We start from the raw sequence: 18389 nt of genomic DNA, 5'->3' as shown, positions 1-18389 counted from the left end.
AAAAACTATGTGGACTGAGGAAAATAACCGATTGAAAAAGACATTCACCTTTTCTGACTTTCAGGAAGCCTTCGCCTTTATGACTCGCGTGGCCTTCCTGGCAGAAGCTCATCAGCACCATCCCAATTGGAGTAATGTGTACAACAAGGTGGAAATTGAATTGACCACACACGATGCAGGCAATGTAGTCACAGAAAAAGACCATAAATTAGCCCAAGCCATCGATAAGCTATCTTCATGAGTGATTCCGCCTCGGTCAGTCTTTATTTGGTCCCCACTCCTATCGGGAATCTAAAAGATATTACCCTCCGTGCTTTGGAGGTCTTGCGATCGGTAGACACCATTTTGGCTGAGGATACCCGCACCTCTGGAATTCTTCTCAAGCACCTGGAGATCTCAAGACCTCTTCAGAGCTATCATATTTTCAACGAGCACAAGGCTGTGGAAAAATTGGTAGAGCGTATGAGAAAAGGGGAAGTCTTCGCTTTGGTCAGCGATGCAGGCACTCCTGCCATTTCCGATCCGGGCTTCTTATTGGTTCGGGAAGTGTTGGCAAATGGACTTGAGGTTCAATGCCTGCCTGGACCAACAGCCTTTGTTCCTGCTTTGGTCAACAGTGGACTGCCCAATGATCGCTTTGTCTTTGAGGGATTTCTTCCCCACAAAAAAGGCCGAAAAACCCGGATTGACTCTCTGCTTCAAGAGACGAGGACCATGATTTTCTACGAATCCCCTCATCGCTTGATGAAGACTCTGGAGCAATTGGCAGAGGCTTTTGGAGAAGATCGACAGGCTTCAGTGTCGAGGGAACTGACCAAACTTCATGAGGAAAATGTGAGAGGAACTCTCTCTGAACTCATTTCCTATTACGAAAGCCACCCCCTGAAAGGAGAGTTGGTGCTGCTGGTCGCCGGTAAACCCGAGCGAAAGGAGACCCGAGAGGAAAAGCAAGAGCGAAAGCAAGCCCGCTGGAAATCAGAAGATTGAAAAACTTGAGCGAAAAATAACGTTCAGTTTTCAAACCTTTTCCTATTTTCGGCATTAGTCAAGTCAAAAACCAAATACACCCACCCCAACCATGCTTACTAAAGAAACCCTTGCCCGGCTTTTGGAGAAGACCCAACAGATTGCAAAAGAAGTGGGTTCTTTTATCCGAAAGGAAAGGCAGCATTTTGACGTCGATAAAGTAGAGCACAAAGGCTTCAATGATCTGGTATCCTATGTGGACAAGGAAGCCGAGCGGATGATTGTCGAGCGCTTGTCTGCGATTTTGCCTGAAGCGGGCTTCATCACCGAAGAGGGAACGAATGTCACCCAAGGAGAAAAGTACAATTGGGTGATCGACCCCCTGGATGGGACAACCAATTTTATCCATGGTATCCCTGTCTTTTCCGTAAGTATTGCTCTCATGGAGGACAAGGAGGTAATCATGGGCGTGGTCTATGAGGTCAACCGACACGAGTGCTTCTATGCACTCAAAGGTTCGGGGGCATTCTGCAATGACACCCGAATTCACGTTAGTCAAGCCCCCGACTTGGCCGCTTCTTTGATTTCCACAGGTTTTCCTTATTATAATTTTGAGCTGATTGACAGATATCTGAACTCGATGAAGTCTCTTATGCAGAAGACGCATGGGCTCAGAAGACTGGGTTCGGCAGCTGTGGACCTTTGCTATGTGGCCACAGGTCGCACGGAGGGCTTTTTTGAATACAACCTCAACTCCTATGATGTCGCTGCAGGAGTCATCATTGTACAGGAAGCCGGAGGAAAAGTGACTGATTTTGCGGGAGGAGAGGATTACATCTTCGGAAGGAATATTGTAGCCAGCAATGGCTCCATCCACGCTGAGTTTCTTGCCGTTTTGGCTGAATTTTGGGGAAAAGACTAACCCAAGATCAAATACCAAATAGCCAAAGTGATGGCTGAAATCGGCATTCCTAACCCAGAGAGAAGTGTGGCAAGCTTGGGTTGAAGCCCAAACTGAATCGCAATGATGGATCCGGTAATCATTGGTGCCATGCCGCTTTCTAGGACCGTGACCTTGTATTCGAGAGATTGGCTGTCCATCCAGAAGGAATAGACTAAAGCCACGAGTGCAGGGGCTAAAATCAGCCGATAGCCCATGCCATACCAGAAAAACCGGGAAGTGATGGCCTGCATGTCGAGGGAAAACCTCAAACCGATGACCAAAAGAGCCATAGGTGGCATCGTTTTTCCTATAAACTCTAAAAGTGGGAGCAGAAATTCAGGAGTTGGGATTTCCAAAACGCTCATGGCTAAAGTTCCCACCAAAAATCCAAAGGGAGGGAATTTGATAATCCGAAGCGGTACCTTGGCCAGACTTTCCTGATGATTGCCATAAAGCGATCCTACCAAAATGGACAAGGAGGATACGAGTAAAAAGGACCCTCCCTGATCGATCAACAAGGCTGTAGGCAGGCCTTCTTTTCCATATAGCCCCTCAATCACCGGAAATCCCAAAAAGGAGGTATTGGCAAGTCCTGCCACAATTATCAGACAGCCTGTTACATTTTTGCCCCAATTCAGTTTTTTACCCAGAAATCCAAAAATCCCCCAGGAAAGAAGAAAGGTAAACCATGCAGCAGAAATGGGAAGCAGAAGATTCCAGGAGGGGTCGATTTTGGGAATATAGAGTAAAGCCAATGCAGGCAGAACGATATAGATGAGATAGGTCTGAACCCATTTCGCGGCTTTCTCAGCCGAGAAGTGAGGGACTTTTTGAAGAATCAAGCCCAAAAACAAGCAGGCAAAAGCCAGTACTGCTCCAGTCATTGCCAAAGATTCTAAAAATTATTTTCGGTTAACATTAATTTAATTTGGTTTTTTTGTATCCCTTTGAAAATCAGCTTAGTTTTGTTCGGAGTAAACCTGTTTTTCTATGACTAAACTTATACCGATTTTTATCAACGGGCAAAAATGGATTCAACTTTCTCAGCTTTCAAGAGATGAAATCCGAGCCTTGCGTGCTTGGTTGCCAATGGATTCCTTGAAGAAAATCATTTTTCAGGGGATTGAGCTGAGTGATTGTCTGGATTTTGATACTTATGAATACTGGTTTCGTACCAAGGAAGTATCAGATCAAAAGCAGGCACTTTTGGATTTTTAATCCAAGCCGAAATTTTTTCTTTTCTCCGCAAAATACCTTTCCATTTCAGGATAAAAGGCACTTTCCGCCTCAGGAACTCCATCCAAAATCAGCTGCATATTGGATTCTTCCTGCTCAGGATGAAGCTGCATACCTTCTACCAAATAGACCGCATCGTCAAAAGTCAGCGGCTCAAAGCTCGATGAAGGAAAAAGCAAGTATTCATTTCCATAAAAATCCACAGCTTCATAGGTGATTTTCCCTTGGCCCTGATGGGCATAGATGCTGATTTGTTCTCCCCAAGTGCTTTCAGGATAACTGATCCGGATCAAAAGCACGGAGGTAGTTTCTTCAGAAAAGTAAGTATCAGGCTGGAACTTAAAGTCAAACATGCCCAAAATTACGAATTTGAGAAAGATACGCTATCCATTTTGCTCGGATGGAGGGGCTGAATAGCTGTTTTAGCTTAGCAGAAAAGGGAGGTTTTCCAATTAGATTTCCTTTTGAAATTCCCCTGATTTTTACTGGATTGAAGTCCCTGTCTACATTGGATTATAGGGACTTTCGGGCTATTTTTGGGACTTGTTCGAAAAAAGGCCCCAAAGGGAAAATCCTGCGGCCGATTTATTTGCTTTCAACCCCCCGATTATGAAAAGAGATTCGTTGGTTTTCAATCTGATTGACCAGGAAGAAAACAGACAAAAGAGAGGAATTGAGTTGATCGCCTCCGAAAACTTCACCTCCAAGCAGGTGATGGAAGCTGCAGGCTCCGTATTGACCAACAAATATGCGGAAGGACTTCCCGGTAAGCGATATTATGGTGGATGTGAGGTGGTAGACGAGATCGAGCAGATTGCCATCGATCGGGCTAAGCAACTTTTCGGTGCTACTTGGGCCAATGTACAGCCTCACTCCGGAGCACAGGCTAATGCCGCAGTCTTTTTGGCTTGCCTGAAGGCCGGAGATCCTATTCTTGGTTTTGACTTGGCTCACGGTGGACACCTGACTCATGGTTCCCCTGTCAATTTCTCCGGTAAACTATATGAACCCCATTTTTACGGAGTGGAAGAGGAGACAGGAACGATCGATTACGACAAGGTGGAAGAGAAAGCCTTGGCTGTAAAACCTAAAATGATCATCTGTGGAGCCTCTGCTTATTCCCGAGATTGGGATTACGAGCGCCTGCGGGAGATTGCAGATGAAGTAGGTGCACTTCTTTTGGCTGACATTTCTCACCCATCAGGGCTGATTGCGAGAGGCTTGCTCAATGATCCACTGGATCACTGCCATATCGTAACCACGACTACGCACAAAACACTGAGAGGTCCACGAGGAGGTTTGATTTTGATGAGAGAGGATTTTGACAATCCTTGGGGTCTTACTACTCCTAAGGGAGAAATCCGAAAAATGTCTTCCCTTCTGGACATGGGTGTTTTCCCTGGAACTCAAGGTGGGCCTTTGGAGCACATCATTGCCGCCAAAGCAGTGGCTTTCGAAGAGGCGCTTTCCGATGAGTACATGCACTATGTCCTTCAAGTGAAGAAAAATGCATCCGTGATGGCGGATGAGTTCGTATCTAGAGGCTATCAGATCATCTCCGGAGGAACAGACAATCACCTGATGCTTATCGATCTTAGAAATAAAAACCTGACAGGCAAGCTCGCCGAGGAAACCCTAGGAAAGGTAGATATCACCATCAACAAAAACATGGTGCCTTTTGACACCAAATCCCCATTTGTGACTTCAGGGATGCGAGTGGGAACCGCAGCGGTGACTACCCGAGGTCTGAAGGAGCAAGACATGATCAAGATCGTGGATTTGATTGATCGGGCACTTCAGCATCATGCAGATGAGGCTGAGTTGGCCAAAATCAAATCCGAAGTCAACGACTGGATGGTTCAGTTTCCCCTGTATTAATTATTCTCCCCCAAAGTGGCATTAGATCAATATCAAGAGGAAGAAGAAGGAATGTCGTTTTTGGATCATTTGGAGGCCTTGCGCTGGCATCTCCTCAGGTCCGTGGCGGCGATTCTGATCTTTACTGTTTTGGCTTTCTTGGCCAAGAGCATCGTTTTTGGACAGATTATTTTGGGTCCTTCCAAGATCGATTTCTTCACCTATAGAATACTCTGTCAAATCGGAAATTCTTTGGGAATTACCGCTCTCTGCATCGATGAGCTCCCTTTTACGATCCAGAGTAGGCAGATGACAGGTCAGTTTTCCATGCACATGACTTCCAGTTTTGTCGTGGGATTTATTGCTGCTTTTCCCTACGTGTTTTGGGAAGTATGGAGATTTATCAGCCCGGGATTGTATGATCAGGAGAAAAATGCCGCTAGAGGAGCTGTATTCTTTGTCAGTCTGCTGTTTTTGCTAGGTGCTGCTTTTGGCTATTATGTCCTTTCACCTCTTTCGATCAACTTCCTTTCCAACTATCAGTTGGACCCGAGTATTACCAATGAGTTTGACATCACTTCCTATGTCACTACCCTGACCATGCTGGTATTGGCTTCGGCCATTATGTTTCAGCTTCCTGTGGTGGTATATTTCCTGTCTATGTCAGGCTTGGTGACTTCAAAAATGCTGAAAGCCTATCGTAGACATTCCATTGTGGTGATTTTGGTGGTATCTGCCATCATCACCCCGCCGGATGTGATCAGTCAGCTGTTGATTGCAATGCCGATCTTGGTACTCTATGAAATCGGGATTAGCATAGCCAAGAGACTGGAAAAGAAAAGAGCACTGAAAGAGGCAGAGTATCAAAGAAACAGAGGATCTGAAGACGAATAAAACCATGAAGAAAATAGCAATTGGAGGCGATCATGCCGGATATGAATACAAGGCCAAACTGGTAGAAAAGCTGGAGGCCTTAGGCTACGAAGTCAAGGATTTCGGTCCTTTTTCCTCCGCCTCGGTAGATTACCCGGATTATGTTCATCCTCTTTGTTCGGCTATCGAAAATGGGGAGTTTGAGCAGGGGATCGTCATTTGCGGAAGTGGAAATGGAGTAGCAATCACGGCCAACAAGCATCAAGGGATCCGTGCTGCACTTTGCTGGAATGAAGACTTGGCTGCATTGGCCAGGCAACATAACAACGCCAATGTATTGGCGCTTCCTGCGAGATTTATCTCTTATGAATTGGCGGTAAAGTTGGCTGAGATATTCTTATCCACGGACTTTGAAGGAGGCAGACATGCCAATCGCGTCAATAAGATTGCCTGTTCTTAAAAAAGGAGAAGACAAAAAAATCCCTCGTTTTTCCAGTTGAGAAACGAGGGATTTTGCTTATAAACCAATATTACTTACTGATTTCCGCTGCCCGAATCAAGGCATTGTACAGATTGGCAATTTTGCCAGTCTTGGAAATTTCATTCAGGTTTTTTTCCTCACCTTCAGCCCCAGCAACGATTACAGGGATTTCAATCGCCAACCCTGAATCCAGAATAACCTGCTTTACTTGAGCTGCAGTCAGGTCAGGGAAGTAAGAACGGATCATGGCAGCTACACCGGCCACTGCAGGCGCAGCCATGGAGGTTCCTCCTTTATATTCATAGTCGTCATTGGGCATGGTGGAATAAATGTCTGCCCCAGGTGCAAAAATATCCACGTTGACTTTTCCATAGTTGGAGAAAGACGCGATCATATCTGAGTCAAAAGAAGAGGTCAAAGCACCTACAGAAAGGTAATTGTCTACGATTTCCGGACTGTTTTTCATTTGATGGTCATTAGGATAGTTTGGATTGGATGAGTCGTCCAAATCATTTCCGTCATTTCCTGCGGCGTGAACAAAGAGCACATCCTTTTCTGCTGCATATTTCAGTGCATCATACACCCATTCTGAATTGGGGGAAAAGGATTTTCCAAAGCTGGCATTGATCACTTTTGCCCCATTGTCTGCAGCATATCGTATGGCTCGCGCAATGTCCTTGTCGTATTCATCTCCATCGGGTACAGCACGGATGGCCATGATTTGGACATTTTTGGCTACTCCGTCCACTCCTAGTTTGTTGCCTCGCTGAGCGGCGATGATACCTGCCACGTGGGTTCCATGACTTTCCTTGTCATCCCGGATATCGGGGTTTCCATTTCCATAATCAATGTCGTTCAGATCATAGGGATCGTCTCCGACGGGCTTTCTTCCGTCAAAATCCACATTTAGATTGTAATCCAATTGAGCTGAGTAGTATTCGATGCCTTCATTGAGATTGCTCAATACGGAAGGAATATCCTCTCCCATCCCAAAAACCTGTTTCAGTACACCCACTTGCTGCTCTTCCTGAGGACTTTTTGGCTCGAAAGAATCCAAATCTGCCAGAGAGTAGTTTTCCTTGCCTAGCCCTTTGACTATATTTTGGTGGGCCATGCTCACAAACTGCTCGATTTGCTTGAGTTGGGGCAAAGTTCCCTTTGCTTCGGGGAGTCTTTTATCCAACTCCGCTCGGGCTTCTTTTTGAAGTGTCTCGTCACCGATTTTCAACCGAAGGATTCGGGAAAATTCAAGTTGCTCGTGGTAGGATTCTCCCAAAAAGTTGAATCCATGGATATCATCGACAAAGCCATTGCCATCATTATCAATTCCATCTCCGGGTTTTTCTCCGGAATTTGTCCAGAGGACATTTTTGATGTCCTCGTGATCAAGGTCAATGCCTGAATCGATAACAGCCACAACTACAGTTTGACCTTTTTTCTTTTTGAGAAGCTCGGAATAGGCCCGGTCCACACTCATTCCCGGTACTGTATCCCTGACCAAATCCAGATGACCCCATCTCTGGGACTCAGATTCTGAAAGTTCGGAAATTCTGGGGGAGGTATTTGGGTAAGAAATCAAAGGTGCAGAGACGAAAGACGAACTACTGCAACCCATCACCAACAATCCTGCACTCAGGCCTGTTAGCAGTTTCAAAGAAGATTTAATCATGGACTAAAGGTAACGATATTGCAGAAAATGATGGGGAAAAATTCCTGTTAAAAAATCTGAATAATCATACCTCATAGGCATCCCGATCAATATCGTTGAGGATTGTGGTTCCTTTGGGGATCAAAGGAGAAACCTCTTCTTTTCCGGTCTTTGAGTACACCGCCGGAGTGATGATTTCTGCTTCGCAAATCAGTTTGCTTGGGACCTCAGTCTCTGCTTCTTTAATTTGGTCTACCAATGAAGGAGGATTGTTCAAATTAGTGGGGGCAGATCGACCGTAAATTACCTCCACAAAGTAATTTACCAAAGCTCCGGCCGCAGTGGCCTTTTTCACTCGTTTTTCAGCGATTCTTTCATGGTCTCCATTTGCTCTGCGGTTAAGTGGAGTCAGGTTTTCCCATTGTTTTCCTGTACCTCCCAATTTCTCGTTGAGAAGATGGCCTTTCACATAGTAAGAACCACTGCCTCGCTTACGTTTATTGATCATTTCGTAGTTTGTCCCTTCTGAAACAGAGGGAGATGAACCCAAGCCTGCATTAGGACTACCCAACCTTTCCACTTTCATCCAAGTCCCGTATTCCCCTCTAAGGGTTCCAAATTGTGGTTTCACAACGGATGCAGAAGATGAGTCAAAAATGCTTTTCAAAGTCAGGGTCAGTTCATCCATCAACTTGCCGATAGCTTTTGCCTTGGCTCGCTCTTCATCTTTGATTGCATTTTCATCGGTTGCTGTAATCGGTTTGTTGTATTCTGCCTCAATTTTGCTCACCACTCCTTCTGCTTTTGCTTTTGTGGCAGCATCTATCTGCAGATTATCCAACCAGTCCTTAAGTGGGCTGGCAGGGTCAGGATTGAGCATCAGTTGAGGCTTTCCTTCTTTTTCCTTAAAGAAAATACGGTGTTTGGATTTGTCTTTAGCCTCGAAGCGTTTCTCAAGTCCCAATACTTGCTTAACCCAGCCTAAAGCTGAGCTTGCTGCCTTTTTGCCCAAATTGAGAAGAGCCCCTCCAGCTGCCAGTGCCTTGTCTATCAGCCAATCGATGGCTCCGTTGATTTTTTCCCGAAGAGCACCGATCATCTCGGCGATTTTGGTTCCCAAACCTCTTAATCCCACCTGATTGGCCAAGAAACCAATGGCTACCGGAATAGCCCGAGCCAAAGCAGACTCGAGGAAGTTGGCTGCCACAGCAATTGATCCCCGCGCAATATTTGCTACGCCTGCCACAAAAGAATTGACAATATCCAGCATCTCGCGGAGCTTTTCGATGAAGGACTGAACGGCTCGATAGAATGCGATGAAGCTATTGATCACTGCCATGATTCCGGTCGGATCGAGCATGGCCAATAGTTTTCCGACCACCTGCTCTACTATTCGGGTCATGATCCATCCCTGGATTTGCTCCAAAACCAGATTCCACAAGTTGCTCAACTGCTCCTGCACATATTCCCAAATGGCTATTGGACCCCGCTCCCATACATCCTTGATGAAAGTCCAAATGCCAGTCAGCTGATCAATAGCCCCGCGGATTTGGGCGACACGCTCCTCTCCGATTTTTAGCGCCAGCCTTTCCCATACATTATCGATGGTCAAGCCGAGTGTATCCAATACAAAGCCCAAAATGGATTGGAAGCTTAGGTCTGCAGGAGGGTTGATCCCTGCAGAAGCCAATTCTCCAAAAAGCCAATCCCTCAATCCTCCCAGAAGATGGGTGACGATATTGTTGAAAAACTGAACAAAGCCCTGCTTGACTGCGGCGAGGAGATTTTTAAGAAATCCGATTGGGTCTCTTTTGATATCCTCAAAGGCACTTTGCGCATTTGCAATGATCTGCTGAATGGTCTCGATAGGGAAATTCATCACCACCAAGAGCACCTCTACTACGATCTGCACGATGGTGACCACAAAGGCAATCAGGCGCTGAATTGGGGCTGCAAGGGTCTGTACAATCCGTATGAAGGCATCCAAAGGATGGAATACATCCTGAATGGTAAAGCTATTCCAAAGGGTTAGGAAAAGCCCGGTGATATACTCCCAGCTAAAATTGAGACTGGCTACCGCCGCATCGACTTTTGCGGTCATCCTGGCGATTGCCCCGGTCTGTTGCATCTGTTGAAACTGCTCCTCTCCTCCCGGTAGCAGGCTCATAAACCCATGAATGAGGTTCTCTGTACTTCGTGGTACCTCCTCCCCGGTAAAGGGATCTTTACCCAAAATGACTGTAATCAAAGGATATCCCTGCTGCTCACGGGCATAGGCAGAAAGCTGGGCAAGGAGGGCATTTTTTATAAACTCAAGAACCTTTAAAGCCACATTGGCAGCGAAGGTGAATACCCTTGTGGTAAATGGCTCAAAAATGGCAATGGTCCTTCGGAAAGCAGCTGGAGGGTCTCTCAGGTCATCCAATGAAAAGGCGTTCCAGGCCTCGTCAAACAGGTTTTTGATCTCTTCAAAGCTGAAGTTCAAGGCAGCGAGCTCGGTATCAATCCAGTCTGCAGTCTCTTGGATTGTACCTTCCGCTTTCATTCTTTCCAGTTCCTGCTCTTTTCCGATTAACAGAAGGAAGGCTTCAATTTTCTCTGCCGTGGTGGAGGAAACTTCCTCACCGGTAAGCGGGTCTTTTCCCAAGAGTTTGACCAGAAGAGGGTAGCCTGGAAATGAATCTGCCAAGGCTTTCAGGGCAGTCATTAGGGCCTCTTTGATCAGTTCAAAAATCTTTTCTTTCACCCTACCGGCAAAGGTGACCACATCCCGGTACAATTGCCCGAAAGTCCGGTCCAATACTGCCATATTTTCATCCCAACTTGAAAAGAGACTAGCTTCATCCCAGGCTTGTTCCAGGGTCCGTTCCAGTCGAGCAGTAGTGAGATTGAGGGCTTGCATTTCCCCTTCTACCCAAGCCATGGCGGATTGAGTGATTCCCAACTCCACCAGCTTATTGAAAAGTAAGGTGCCAAAGACAGGAATCAGGCCTAGAAGGCCCCCAAGCAGGTTGGTTGCATTTCTTTCTACATTTCGTCCTGCCAAAGGATCGTAGCCGATAATCACGCAAAGCAGGGTATACCCCGGGATATAGCTGGCAAATCGGGAAAGCCCCTCCCTCACTGCATAGGGTAGTCGCTGCACTTGGGGTTTGGTGGAGCTGACTTCGGGTTTCGGGCTTCTTTGTACTGCCGCTCCCTGTTGCACGGTGTGGGTAAGCTCATGCGCCAAAAGGTGCTTGCCTTTTGGTGTATCAGGCTGGTATTTTCCTTCATTGAAAAAGATATCTCCTCCGTGTGTGAAGGCCTGTGCCCCCAAGGCCTCACTCATTTGAGTTGCCTGAGATCCGGTGTGTACTTTTACCGAAGAAAAGTCCGCACCGATTTTTGCGCCCATTTCTGATTGTACCGGTCCCGGAAGAGGACTGCCTCCCGTGGCGGATTGGATTTGGGTACTGAGAGCGGGCGTGACCTCTCTGGAGCCGGAATCCATGCCCAGGAGTTGGACTTCCTCCTCTTCTTCAGCCTTCATCTGCACTTCTTCTTCTTCCTCGGCCTGCATCTGTACTTCCTCCTCCTCCTCGGTTTGCATTTGCACTTCTTCGTCCTCTTCAGCCTGAAGCGATATTCTTGTCATTCCTCCTGCAAAAGGGCTCATTTGGACCTCTTCTTCCTCCTCAGGCTGTAGTGCTACTCTTGAAATTGTTTCAAAGAGAGGGCGCATTTGGACCTCCTCTTCTTCCTCATTTTCCCTTTGAATACCTGATGAATAGGAAGTCATAAGCGGCATAGAAGAAGAATCCGGCATCATCATCACCTGATTGGCGACTGACTCGGCTTCTTTTTCAAACTTATCGTTGGGTTTTCCGACTTTCAGGGCAGGCTGAATCCGGGCTCCTACGTGAAGAGCCGGCGAGGGAGGTAAAAGTTTTTCAGCTACTGCACCCATGGGATTTTGTTATAAGGGATTCATCAGCTTCTCCGGTTCGGATGCCTTCATCTCATACTTTTCTTTGTCTACAGGAGTCATCACTTCCTTTTTCTTTTTGGATAGGATCTCTTCCTTTTCCTCAATTACCTGAGGGAGCATTTCTTCCTCGGGTTCAGGTTTTTTGCGGACTTTTTTTCTCATGATTTCCGGATTTAGATGGTTCTACCCGCTTTTTGGTACTCTCTTCTGATTCCTTCGCGGAGATCCTCCAGTCGGACTATCTTTTCTTTGGTCTCCAGGGCCATCAAGAGGCTGTGTCTGACTGCATTGAGAATACTTCCCCCGGTGAGATCGTATTTTTTAGCGATTTCATACAGATCGATTTCCGGGTCGAGGGCTGCTTTCTTGGGGAAAGCCTTTTTCCATAGCTCCTGTCGCTGTTCAAACCCGGGGACCGGAAAATAGATGACAGACTGAAACCTGCGCATAAAAGCTTCATCCAGATTGGTTTTGAGATTGGTGGCCAAAATGACTAAGCCCGAGAAGTCCTCAATCCGCTGAAGCAGATAGGAGACTTCCTGATTGGCATAGCGGTCATGGGAATCGTTGACGGAAGTTCGCTTACCAAAAAGCGCGTCCGCCTCATCGAAGAAAAGTATCCATTCCCTGCGCTCTGCCCGGTCAAATATCCGGGCCAGATTTTTTTCCGTTTCTCCAATGTATTTGGAAATCATCAGGGAAAGATCGATTCGATACACATCCAGGCCCATCTTTTTTCCCAAAAGGGCTGCGGTCAGGGTCTTGCCTGTACCCGGAGGCCCATGGAAAAGGGCTTTGAATCCCGGCTTGAGGATGCGGTTCATTTCCCATTCCTCGAGCAGGTAATCCCGATGTTTCAGCCAGCTTTCCAGTTCCTTCAGCTGAAGGAGTATGTCCTCTTCCAAAACCAAATCTTCCCAATCCATGGAGGTTTTGAGCTGTTGGGCGGGGAAATCAGGGCCATAGGTTGGTTTTTGGGCCTTTCCCGTGGTGATCAATTCGAGAATTTCTGGAGAAAGCGTGAGGACCCCATTCAGGAAAGATTCTTCGGGTTCTGTACCAGAAATACGGACAATTCCCTCCCGAAACAGAATTCCCTGAGGATCGAATAGGCTTTGATAGAGAAAGCGCTTCTCCAGATTTTTCCCTGCCAGAATAAACAAGACCATCTCACCGGTAGGAAGAATGCCCTGTCCCGTTTTTCCTTTTCTGACTCCAAATTCAGTGTAAATCTGTTGGGTGTGCTGATTTCTGGCTGTAAACATGTCCAGCATCTGAGGTCGGATATGGGGTACTGCCGACAAAATGATCAAAAACCGCTCAGCAGGGCCCAATTCGTATTTCTGGATCAAAAAGGAATAATCAGAGTCTATCCTGCCCAGGTCTGGAGCAGGGATGTCCAATAAGTCCTCAGGCCCTGATTCAGGCCGGGAATTGATGGCAGAGCGGGTCTTCAGGATCTCATGGAGCCAGTCCAATTCGAGCTGTATTGCTTTTGCATTTTGTTTCATTGGCTTCACCATTGTGTAAATAGCGTTTGGTTCATCCAGGGCAGCTTGAGGATGCTGATGGTCCAGGGCAGGCGGTCTACCAATACGTCAATGGCGTTTCTTTCTATCTCGAGTTGGTATCCCTGATCCACTTCCCGGATCATCCCTGTACGAATGAAAAATCCTTGGGCCATACTTTTCCCTGAAGTACTTTTCAGCACGGTCCAGTTTTTTGCCATCGAGTCCAATAGATTGAGGATTTCCTCTTGCTCCGATTGGCTTAGTGCCAAATCCAGAGGAATGGGTTGGTCTATTGGCACACCACAAAGGATTTTATTCAATACCAAATCGCCTTCCTCCAAGTCTGAAGTGCTGCCAAGTAAGGCCTGTGTAAGCAAAACCGCCCGATGCTGAGTGCTTTCGTTGATAAATTTCCGATTTTGGGTCAGTCCCAAACCTTCGAAAAAGTAGGGTAAATAGGGAGCTGCCAATACCAGCCCTGCATTTCGGATTTGGTAACTTTCTTCCAAGGGATCATTGGTAGAGGTCTGCTTTTGGTTTTTCTCTTGGGTCAATGGCCTTTCTTTTCCCAAAGGTGAAATGGCCGTTGCCTTTCTTTTTCTGGTGGGTTTTGGTTTTTCAATGCCTTCGAAAAACCTAGCTTTTGCTTCTGCCAAAGCCTTATTTTCTGCCAAGCCTTTTTTCCCAAAAAACACTTCCGATGCAGTGGACCATACTTTTTCCCCTGACTTGGTCCAGGCATTCCTCACTTCAATGGGGAGACTCAAAAGCAAAAGGAAATCGGCTAGATCTGAGGGAGAAAATGGTGCCTGTTCCTTTGGATTGAATACCTGTCTGTCCAGCCATTCTTTCCAAGGACCGGAAATGGATGGCTGCTTGGCAAAAGCCTGTTCGAGGGTCTTTTGTAAGAAAAAATCCACCAGCAAATTATCTTTCAGTCCTGAAGTGCGCTCTAAAGTCCTGAGAAATTGAAAGATCCGAATCAGGCGTTTTTCTGAATCCGGGAAGGTGGAAACAAGTAAGTTTTGGGCATGTTTGTGCCCAAGGTGATAGGACAAACGCAATGTTTCCTCACTTAGCAAAGGCTTTGAAAGCAGCCATTTCCGGAGTTGGCTTGGGTTTTCTTTTTGAATCTGCTGAATGAGTGAGGCCATGCTCTTTCGCTCAGACAAACTCACCCACCAAGGGTATCTTCCTCTTTTGATCAAGTAGATCAGCTGGTCAAAGTCTCCTGCAGGGTAGCGCATCGTTTTTTCACCCAATCCAGAAGAAGGATGAAGATTTCTGGGAGTGATTCCGATCTTTTCGATCAACTGATCTCTAAGAAGCTTTTTCAGCTCGTCCGAAGTAGAGTTTCTTCGAATTCTTCCTAAATCCAATTCCAGCTTTTCCAACCGGATTTTTCTGTGGCTGGGAATCAGCTCATCAAATACTTCCTCTAAAGCAGGTAAGATGAGTGACCGGAACTGCGCTCCCCATTGAGGCAAATCTTTTCTGGCTTGCTCCTCATCGGAATAAGTCAGCTCAAGTGTTTGCCTATGAATGAGGTGCCTGTTACTCATCTGCGGATGATTTTATCGATCATAGAAGTTTTATTATCCGATGTTCCGATTCTGACCTCTTTTATCTCCGCGATCGATTTGAGTGAGTCATTTTTCAGGTTAGGCAGCTCCTCCTCCTTGATCAGGAAAGTAGGATTATGAGCCAGGATTACTTTGATAATTTTGTCTTTGGACATCTCCTCTGTCACGGTCAGGTTCCTGCTAGCTGCAAGGTCACGGACTACCATTTTGTCTAATGCCATGAAGTCCACTGCGACTCCCTTGGTCTCCGCCCGCTCAAACCGGGTGAGCTGGATATTTACATTTTCTTGGGAGCAGATGAATTCTTCCATGGCCAAATATCCCTCTGCCTGAACTAGCAGTGTCTGGCCCGGAGTGGGAAGGCTAAGCTCAAAGGTTCCTTTGTCAGAGGTATTTACTCCTGTTTGTGTGTTTTTGACGGAAACAAATGCCCCTCGAATGGCTTCTCCTGTCCTCAAATCGGTTACCGTTCCTTTGATTAGGGTGGTTTTGCACTCATTTTCCTGAGGGCCGCAGTTTTTGGCTTGATAGTCCAAGATTCTTTGATTCAGGATTTGAGAATCATCTTCCATCGCAGGAAGTCCCAGGCAGCTGAGAAGCTTTTGTTTAGACTCGACTCCTTCAAGTACCCCTTGGGTCAGTTCGATAAGGGTGAATCCTTTGGTCTCCCTGAGGCTGGCAAGGAGGGCCTGGGCTGCTTGCTCTTCATTCATATTATCCTGCGGGATATCTCTGGTTCTCAGTGCGGTTTGTATATATTTTTGGCCTTGATTCCAGCACATCAAAATCTCGGCACTATAGCATCCACTGGCTTCTCCACGGACTTGGATCGTAACTCTTCCCCTATCGGATTTTAGGCTTTCAGTGTCCAGCAGGATGTATTCGAAATGATCGAACCCGGTGAAGTTTTCCGGAGGCGTGTAAACGAAGGCGATTTCAGATTTAGCCTGCTCGACTTTGCCTCCATTTTTGGTGACAGGATCAAGCAAGGTAGCTGTAAAGGACCTTTCCTGAGGCAGGTCATTCAGAGTGACTTCTACCAGAATTCTCCTATTCACCAAGGTGATTGCATAATCCGGTCTGGCAAAAGGTGGCAGCATTCCCCAATCAAAATCCTCACAGGCATCCATACAGGCACAGTCACAGGACTTTCCTTTCAGGCTAAAATCACCAATCACCCGATCGGATTTGCTGTGATACAGAAGGAAAAAGGTTCCTCCCCGGTAGACACCTGCTTCATGGGTAAGTCCGGGGTTCGATTTGAGGAAATGTGCAAACTGCCGTGAATTGGCCATGAACTTTACCCGATGCAGATAGCTGAGGTATAGTCTTCTGAGCTTGGTGAAAAAGAAAAGGTCCAAAAGTCGGTAAAGCATCGGGGATGCTCTATGCAGAAGTCCATTGTAAAGTGTCAGCAACATATCGGGGCTGTTGGGACCGATCTTTACCCGATCCATCAGCTTATTTTGGATCAATAAGAAATCAAAAAGTCCTTGAAGCATCCGTTTGTAGGCATTCTGGAATGCCATCCAATCCAAATCAGACAGACAGACAGGCAGTAGCTCCAACCATTCCTCCAGCCACTCGATTGGCTTCATGTCCTTGATTTCTACCTTGGCCCGGGTTAAGTTTTCGTTGATAGACTCCTTGCGGACATTCTGGAGAAAGCTGGCTATTTCCTTCAGATCCAGCAGAGTGCCGTGTAGCTGAAGGCGGTGGTGCACATATTCCTCCTGCAGATCGTGCCAATGGCAGCGGTTTTCAGAAGCAATCTCTGCTTGATCGATGTGTAAGGATTCAATTTCAATATCCAGATTGAATTGGCGAATCAGCCCCGAAATCACCTTTTTGGCTTCTTCAATTGGCTTGTCCAAATGCCCTTCAATTCTTAAAAAGGGATAGGATTCCAAGTCAAAAGCTAATGGATTTTCCAGAAAACTTCCCTCTTTCTTAGGAGTATCGGGCTGATTGTCATAGCCCAATACAGTAGCTCGAGAGGAGCTGCTCAAATTGCGCTCCTGAGGGTCTGGCCAAGACTGTTCCAAGCTATACCAGCTTCCTGATTTCCCTTTGGATTTGATTGCATAGTAATAGGGAAGGCTTCTTTCACCCAATTTTCCATATTTCTCTTTGCTTGGGGTGATTTTGACAGGAAACTTCTCAGGCTGACTTTTCAGCAGCAGTTGGAGCTCGAAAGTTTCGATCATCAGGACCAATCTGCGATAGCGCTGAATGGTGGTCTCCTTCAGGATTCGCTGATCGTTGAAGATAGGAGGCTGAATCCATCCATGTCGAAATCGGTAAAATTCTTCTGCGGTTTCACTCACCGCAATAGCCTTTCCCAGCATCAAATGGAGCGGGAAAAATGAAGGGTCTGTAGGACAGGAAAACCAAAGAGATTCCCCCGCCTGAATGAATTCTTGCCAAGCAAGGCAGAGTTCCTTGAAGAAATCGAAAAGGTATTGAACTCCCGAAATGTCCTTGGGGTCGGTATCCAAAGCTTTCATCAGCGCCTGGATTTTATTCTGCATGTCTCCCCCGGAGAAAGGATTTTTGAACCCAAAGCTTTTCTCCAAAATAGGCTCATACACTTTGTACCCCTTGGCGATTACTTCCCAAAAATCTTTGTTGACCACCTTTTTGATTGTCTCTTGGTAATGTTTGATAAAAGCCCCCGGTTCCAGGGATTCCTCCCCATTTGGGCGAAATAGAGGCTTGGGAAATGGAAAGAGTGGAAGTCCCGGGTCCGCGGAGAGGTCGTGTTCGACGTTTTGGGAATATTTCAGAATTATGTTTAAATCTGTCTGAGACACCACCAGCCTGCGAAGGGTGAGAATTCGGTCTATGCCCTTGTCGTCACAGGCATTTCCAAGGCAGGATTTGAGGTCCCGGTCAAAAATCTCCAGAAAAAGCAGGACAAATTTATTGTTCAGGAAGTTGGCAGGGGAGTTTAATTTTTTCACTGAAGGATCATCTCCCGGCTGCTCGCTGAGCAATTCGAAAAGCTCCACCTTCTCCTCGGTGAAAGGCTTGTAACTTACCCCCTCCGGAAGAGAATAAGGGCGATAGTGGGTAGCGTCGAATGGTTTGCCAATCTGAATCAAAAATCCCTCAGAGGTCACGCCGAGACCCATGGAGATCCTCAGTCCGTTGGGAAAGGGAAGGATTTTCAGGCCACAGGCTATGCCCATTCCGATGAGTTTGGATCGGGTGAGCCGATTTTGCTGATCCAGATATGCTCCCAGTTGATTCAATTGATCGCTGGTGAGGACTTGGCTTCCTTCAAAAATGGGATAGTTGTTGATGAGCTGACTCATGATC

15 protein-coding genes are annotated in these 18389 nt (G+C 46.6%); 7 read left to right on the top strand and 8 right to left on the bottom strand.

All coding sequences use genetic code 11. The features are described from left to right. The first annotated feature begins 7 nt into the window (after positions 1-7). The 3 genes from AAA938_RS10150 (at position 8) to AAA938_RS10140 (ending at position 1888) form a co-directional block, all read left to right on the top strand. Complete coding sequence (locus tag AAA938_RS10150) at positions 8-241, top strand: 4a-hydroxytetrahydrobiopterin dehydratase (protein ID WP_338228616.1); 234 nt, start codon at positions 8-10, stop codon at positions 239-241. After that, positions 238-987: a 16S rRNA (cytidine(1402)-2'-O)-methyltransferase gene (rsmI, locus tag AAA938_RS10145; RefSeq protein WP_338228615.1), complete on the top strand. Its 750-nt coding sequence runs from the start codon at positions 238-240 to the stop codon at positions 985-987. Before AAA938_RS10150 ends, rsmI begins: the two co-directional genes overlap by 4 nt. A 91-nt stretch (positions 988-1078) precedes the next feature. After that, positions 1079-1888: an inositol monophosphatase family protein gene (locus AAA938_RS10140; RefSeq protein ID WP_338228614.1), complete on the top strand. Its 810-nt coding sequence runs from the start codon at positions 1079-1081 to the stop codon at positions 1886-1888. On the opposite strand, the gene AAA938_RS10135 is transcribed toward AAA938_RS10140, so the two are convergent. Then, on the bottom strand, positions 1885-2793 hold the full coding sequence (locus AAA938_RS10135) for an AEC family transporter (RefSeq protein ID WP_338228613.1): 909 nt from the start codon (positions 2791-2793) through the stop codon (positions 1885-1887). The genes AAA938_RS10140 and AAA938_RS10135 overlap by 4 nt on opposite strands. A 106-nt stretch (positions 2794-2899) precedes the next feature. On the opposite strand from AAA938_RS10135, the gene AAA938_RS10130 reads away from it, so the two are divergent. Then, on the top strand, positions 2900-3127 hold the full coding sequence (locus tag AAA938_RS10130) for a hypothetical protein (protein ID WP_338228612.1): 228 nt from the start codon (positions 2900-2902) through the stop codon (positions 3125-3127). Here AAA938_RS10130 and AAA938_RS10125 read toward each other — a convergent pair. Beyond that, positions 3124-3498 (bottom strand): UDP-glucuronosyltransferase, encoded by a 375-nt coding sequence (locus AAA938_RS10125; RefSeq protein ID WP_338228611.1) that lies wholly within the window; start codon positions 3496-3498, stop codon positions 3124-3126. The genes AAA938_RS10130 and AAA938_RS10125 overlap by 4 nt on opposite strands. A gap of 256 nt (positions 3499-3754) precedes the next feature. On the opposite strand from AAA938_RS10125, the gene glyA reads away from it, so the two are divergent. Genes glyA through rpiB form a run of 3 tightly spaced genes read left to right on the top strand, consistent with a single transcriptional unit; the run spans position 3755 to position 6335 of the window. Beyond that, positions 3755-5023 (top strand): serine hydroxymethyltransferase, encoded by a 1269-nt coding sequence (gene glyA, locus AAA938_RS10120; protein ID WP_338228610.1) that lies wholly within the window; start codon positions 3755-3757, stop codon positions 5021-5023. 15 nt (positions 5024-5038) lie between these two features. Next, positions 5039-5896 (top strand): twin-arginine translocase subunit TatC, encoded by an 858-nt coding sequence (gene tatC / locus AAA938_RS10115; protein WP_338228609.1) that lies wholly within the window; start codon positions 5039-5041, stop codon positions 5894-5896. A 4-nt stretch (positions 5897-5900) separates the two neighbouring features. After that, the gene (gene rpiB / locus AAA938_RS10110; RefSeq protein ID WP_338228608.1) at positions 5901-6335 is read left to right on the top strand and encodes a ribose 5-phosphate isomerase B; all 435 of its coding nucleotides are present in this window, start codon (positions 5901-5903) and stop codon (positions 6333-6335) included. 70 nt (positions 6336-6405) lie between these two features. Here rpiB and AAA938_RS10105 read toward each other — a convergent pair whose 3' ends face one another. The 6 genes from AAA938_RS10105 to AAA938_RS10080 all read right to left on the bottom strand — a co-directional run bounded on the left by AAA938_RS10105 (position 6406) and on the right by AAA938_RS10080 (position 18385). Beyond that, positions 6406-8025: a S8 family peptidase gene (locus AAA938_RS10105; protein ID WP_338228607.1), complete on the bottom strand. Its 1620-nt coding sequence runs from the start codon at positions 8023-8025 to the stop codon at positions 6406-6408. Positions 8026-8089: 64 nt separating this feature from the next. Then, complete coding sequence (locus AAA938_RS10100; RefSeq protein WP_338228606.1) at positions 8090-11953, bottom strand: eCIS core domain-containing protein; 3864 nt, start codon at positions 11951-11953, stop codon at positions 8090-8092. Positions 11954-11962: 9 nt separating this feature from the next. Continuing rightward, positions 11963-12136 carry a hypothetical protein gene (locus AAA938_RS10095; protein WP_338228605.1) on the bottom strand — a complete coding sequence of 58 codons (174 nt, stop codon included), beginning with the start codon at positions 12134-12136 and terminating at the stop codon, positions 11963-11965. An 11-nt stretch (positions 12137-12147) separates the two neighbouring features. Then, entirely contained in the window at positions 12148-13485 is a 1338-nt protein-coding gene (locus AAA938_RS10090; RefSeq protein ID WP_338228604.1) for an ATP-binding protein, read from the bottom strand. A 5-nt stretch (positions 13486-13490) separates the two neighbouring features. After that, positions 13491-15047 (bottom strand): contractile injection system tape measure protein, encoded by a 1557-nt coding sequence (locus AAA938_RS10085; RefSeq protein WP_338228603.1) that lies wholly within the window; start codon positions 15045-15047, stop codon positions 13491-13493. Further along, positions 15044-18385: a carboxypeptidase-like regulatory domain-containing protein gene (locus tag AAA938_RS10080; protein ID WP_338228602.1), complete on the bottom strand. Its 3342-nt coding sequence runs from the start codon at positions 18383-18385 to the stop codon at positions 15044-15046. The genes AAA938_RS10085 and AAA938_RS10080 overlap by 4 nt, the downstream gene beginning before the upstream one ends. Between the last annotated feature and the right edge of the window lie 4 nt (positions 18386-18389).

The organism is Algoriphagus taiwanensis, assembly GCF_036245645.1.
Taxonomy (GTDB): Bacteria; Bacteroidota; Bacteroidia; order Cytophagales; family Cyclobacteriaceae; genus Algoriphagus; species Algoriphagus taiwanensis.
This window is presented reverse-complemented; position numbering and strand designations above follow the sequence as displayed.

What these genes read in the sequence shown, in the direction of transcription:
- AAA938_RS10150 (WP_338228616.1), top strand. Translation starts at nt 8, where the DNA reads ATGTGGACTGAGGAAAATAACCGATTGAAAAAGACATTCACCTTTTCT.
- AAA938_RS10135 (WP_338228613.1), bottom strand. Translation starts at nt 2,793, where the DNA reads ATGACTGGAGCAGTACTGGCTTTTGCCTGCTTGTTTTTGGGCTTGATT.
- AAA938_RS10085 (WP_338228603.1), bottom strand. Translation starts at nt 15,047, where the DNA reads ATGAGTAACAGGCACCTCATTCATAGGCAAACACTTGAGCTGACTTAT.
- AAA938_RS10140 (WP_338228614.1), top strand. Translation starts at nt 1,079, where the DNA reads ATGCTTACTAAAGAAACCCTTGCCCGGCTTTTGGAGAAGACCCAACAG.
- AAA938_RS10095 (WP_338228605.1), bottom strand. Translation starts at nt 12,136, where the DNA reads ATGAGAAAAAAAGTCCGCAAAAAACCTGAACCCGAGGAAGAAATGCTC.
- AAA938_RS10080 (WP_338228602.1), bottom strand. Translation starts at nt 18,385, where the DNA reads ATGAGTCAGCTCATCAACAACTATCCCATTTTTGAAGGAAGCCAAGTC.
- rpiB (WP_338228608.1), top strand. Translation starts at nt 5,901, where the DNA reads ATGAAGAAAATAGCAATTGGAGGCGATCATGCCGGATATGAATACAAG.
- AAA938_RS10100 (WP_338228606.1), bottom strand. Translation starts at nt 11,953, where the DNA reads ATGGGTGCAGTAGCTGAAAAACTTTTACCTCCCTCGCCGGCTCTTCAC.
- AAA938_RS10090 (WP_338228604.1), bottom strand. Translation starts at nt 13,485, where the DNA reads ATGAAACAAAATGCAAAAGCAATACAGCTCGAATTGGACTGGCTCCAT.
- glyA (WP_338228610.1), top strand. Translation starts at nt 3,755, where the DNA reads ATGAAAAGAGATTCGTTGGTTTTCAATCTGATTGACCAGGAAGAAAAC.
- AAA938_RS10130 (WP_338228612.1), top strand. Translation starts at nt 2,900, where the DNA reads ATGACTAAACTTATACCGATTTTTATCAACGGGCAAAAATGGATTCAA.
- AAA938_RS10105 (WP_338228607.1), bottom strand. Translation starts at nt 8,025, where the DNA reads ATGATTAAATCTTCTTTGAAACTGCTAACAGGCCTGAGTGCAGGATTG.
- rsmI (WP_338228615.1), top strand. Translation starts at nt 238, where the DNA reads ATGAGTGATTCCGCCTCGGTCAGTCTTTATTTGGTCCCCACTCCTATC.
- AAA938_RS10125 (WP_338228611.1), bottom strand. Translation starts at nt 3,498, where the DNA reads ATGTTTGACTTTAAGTTCCAGCCTGATACTTACTTTTCTGAAGAAACT.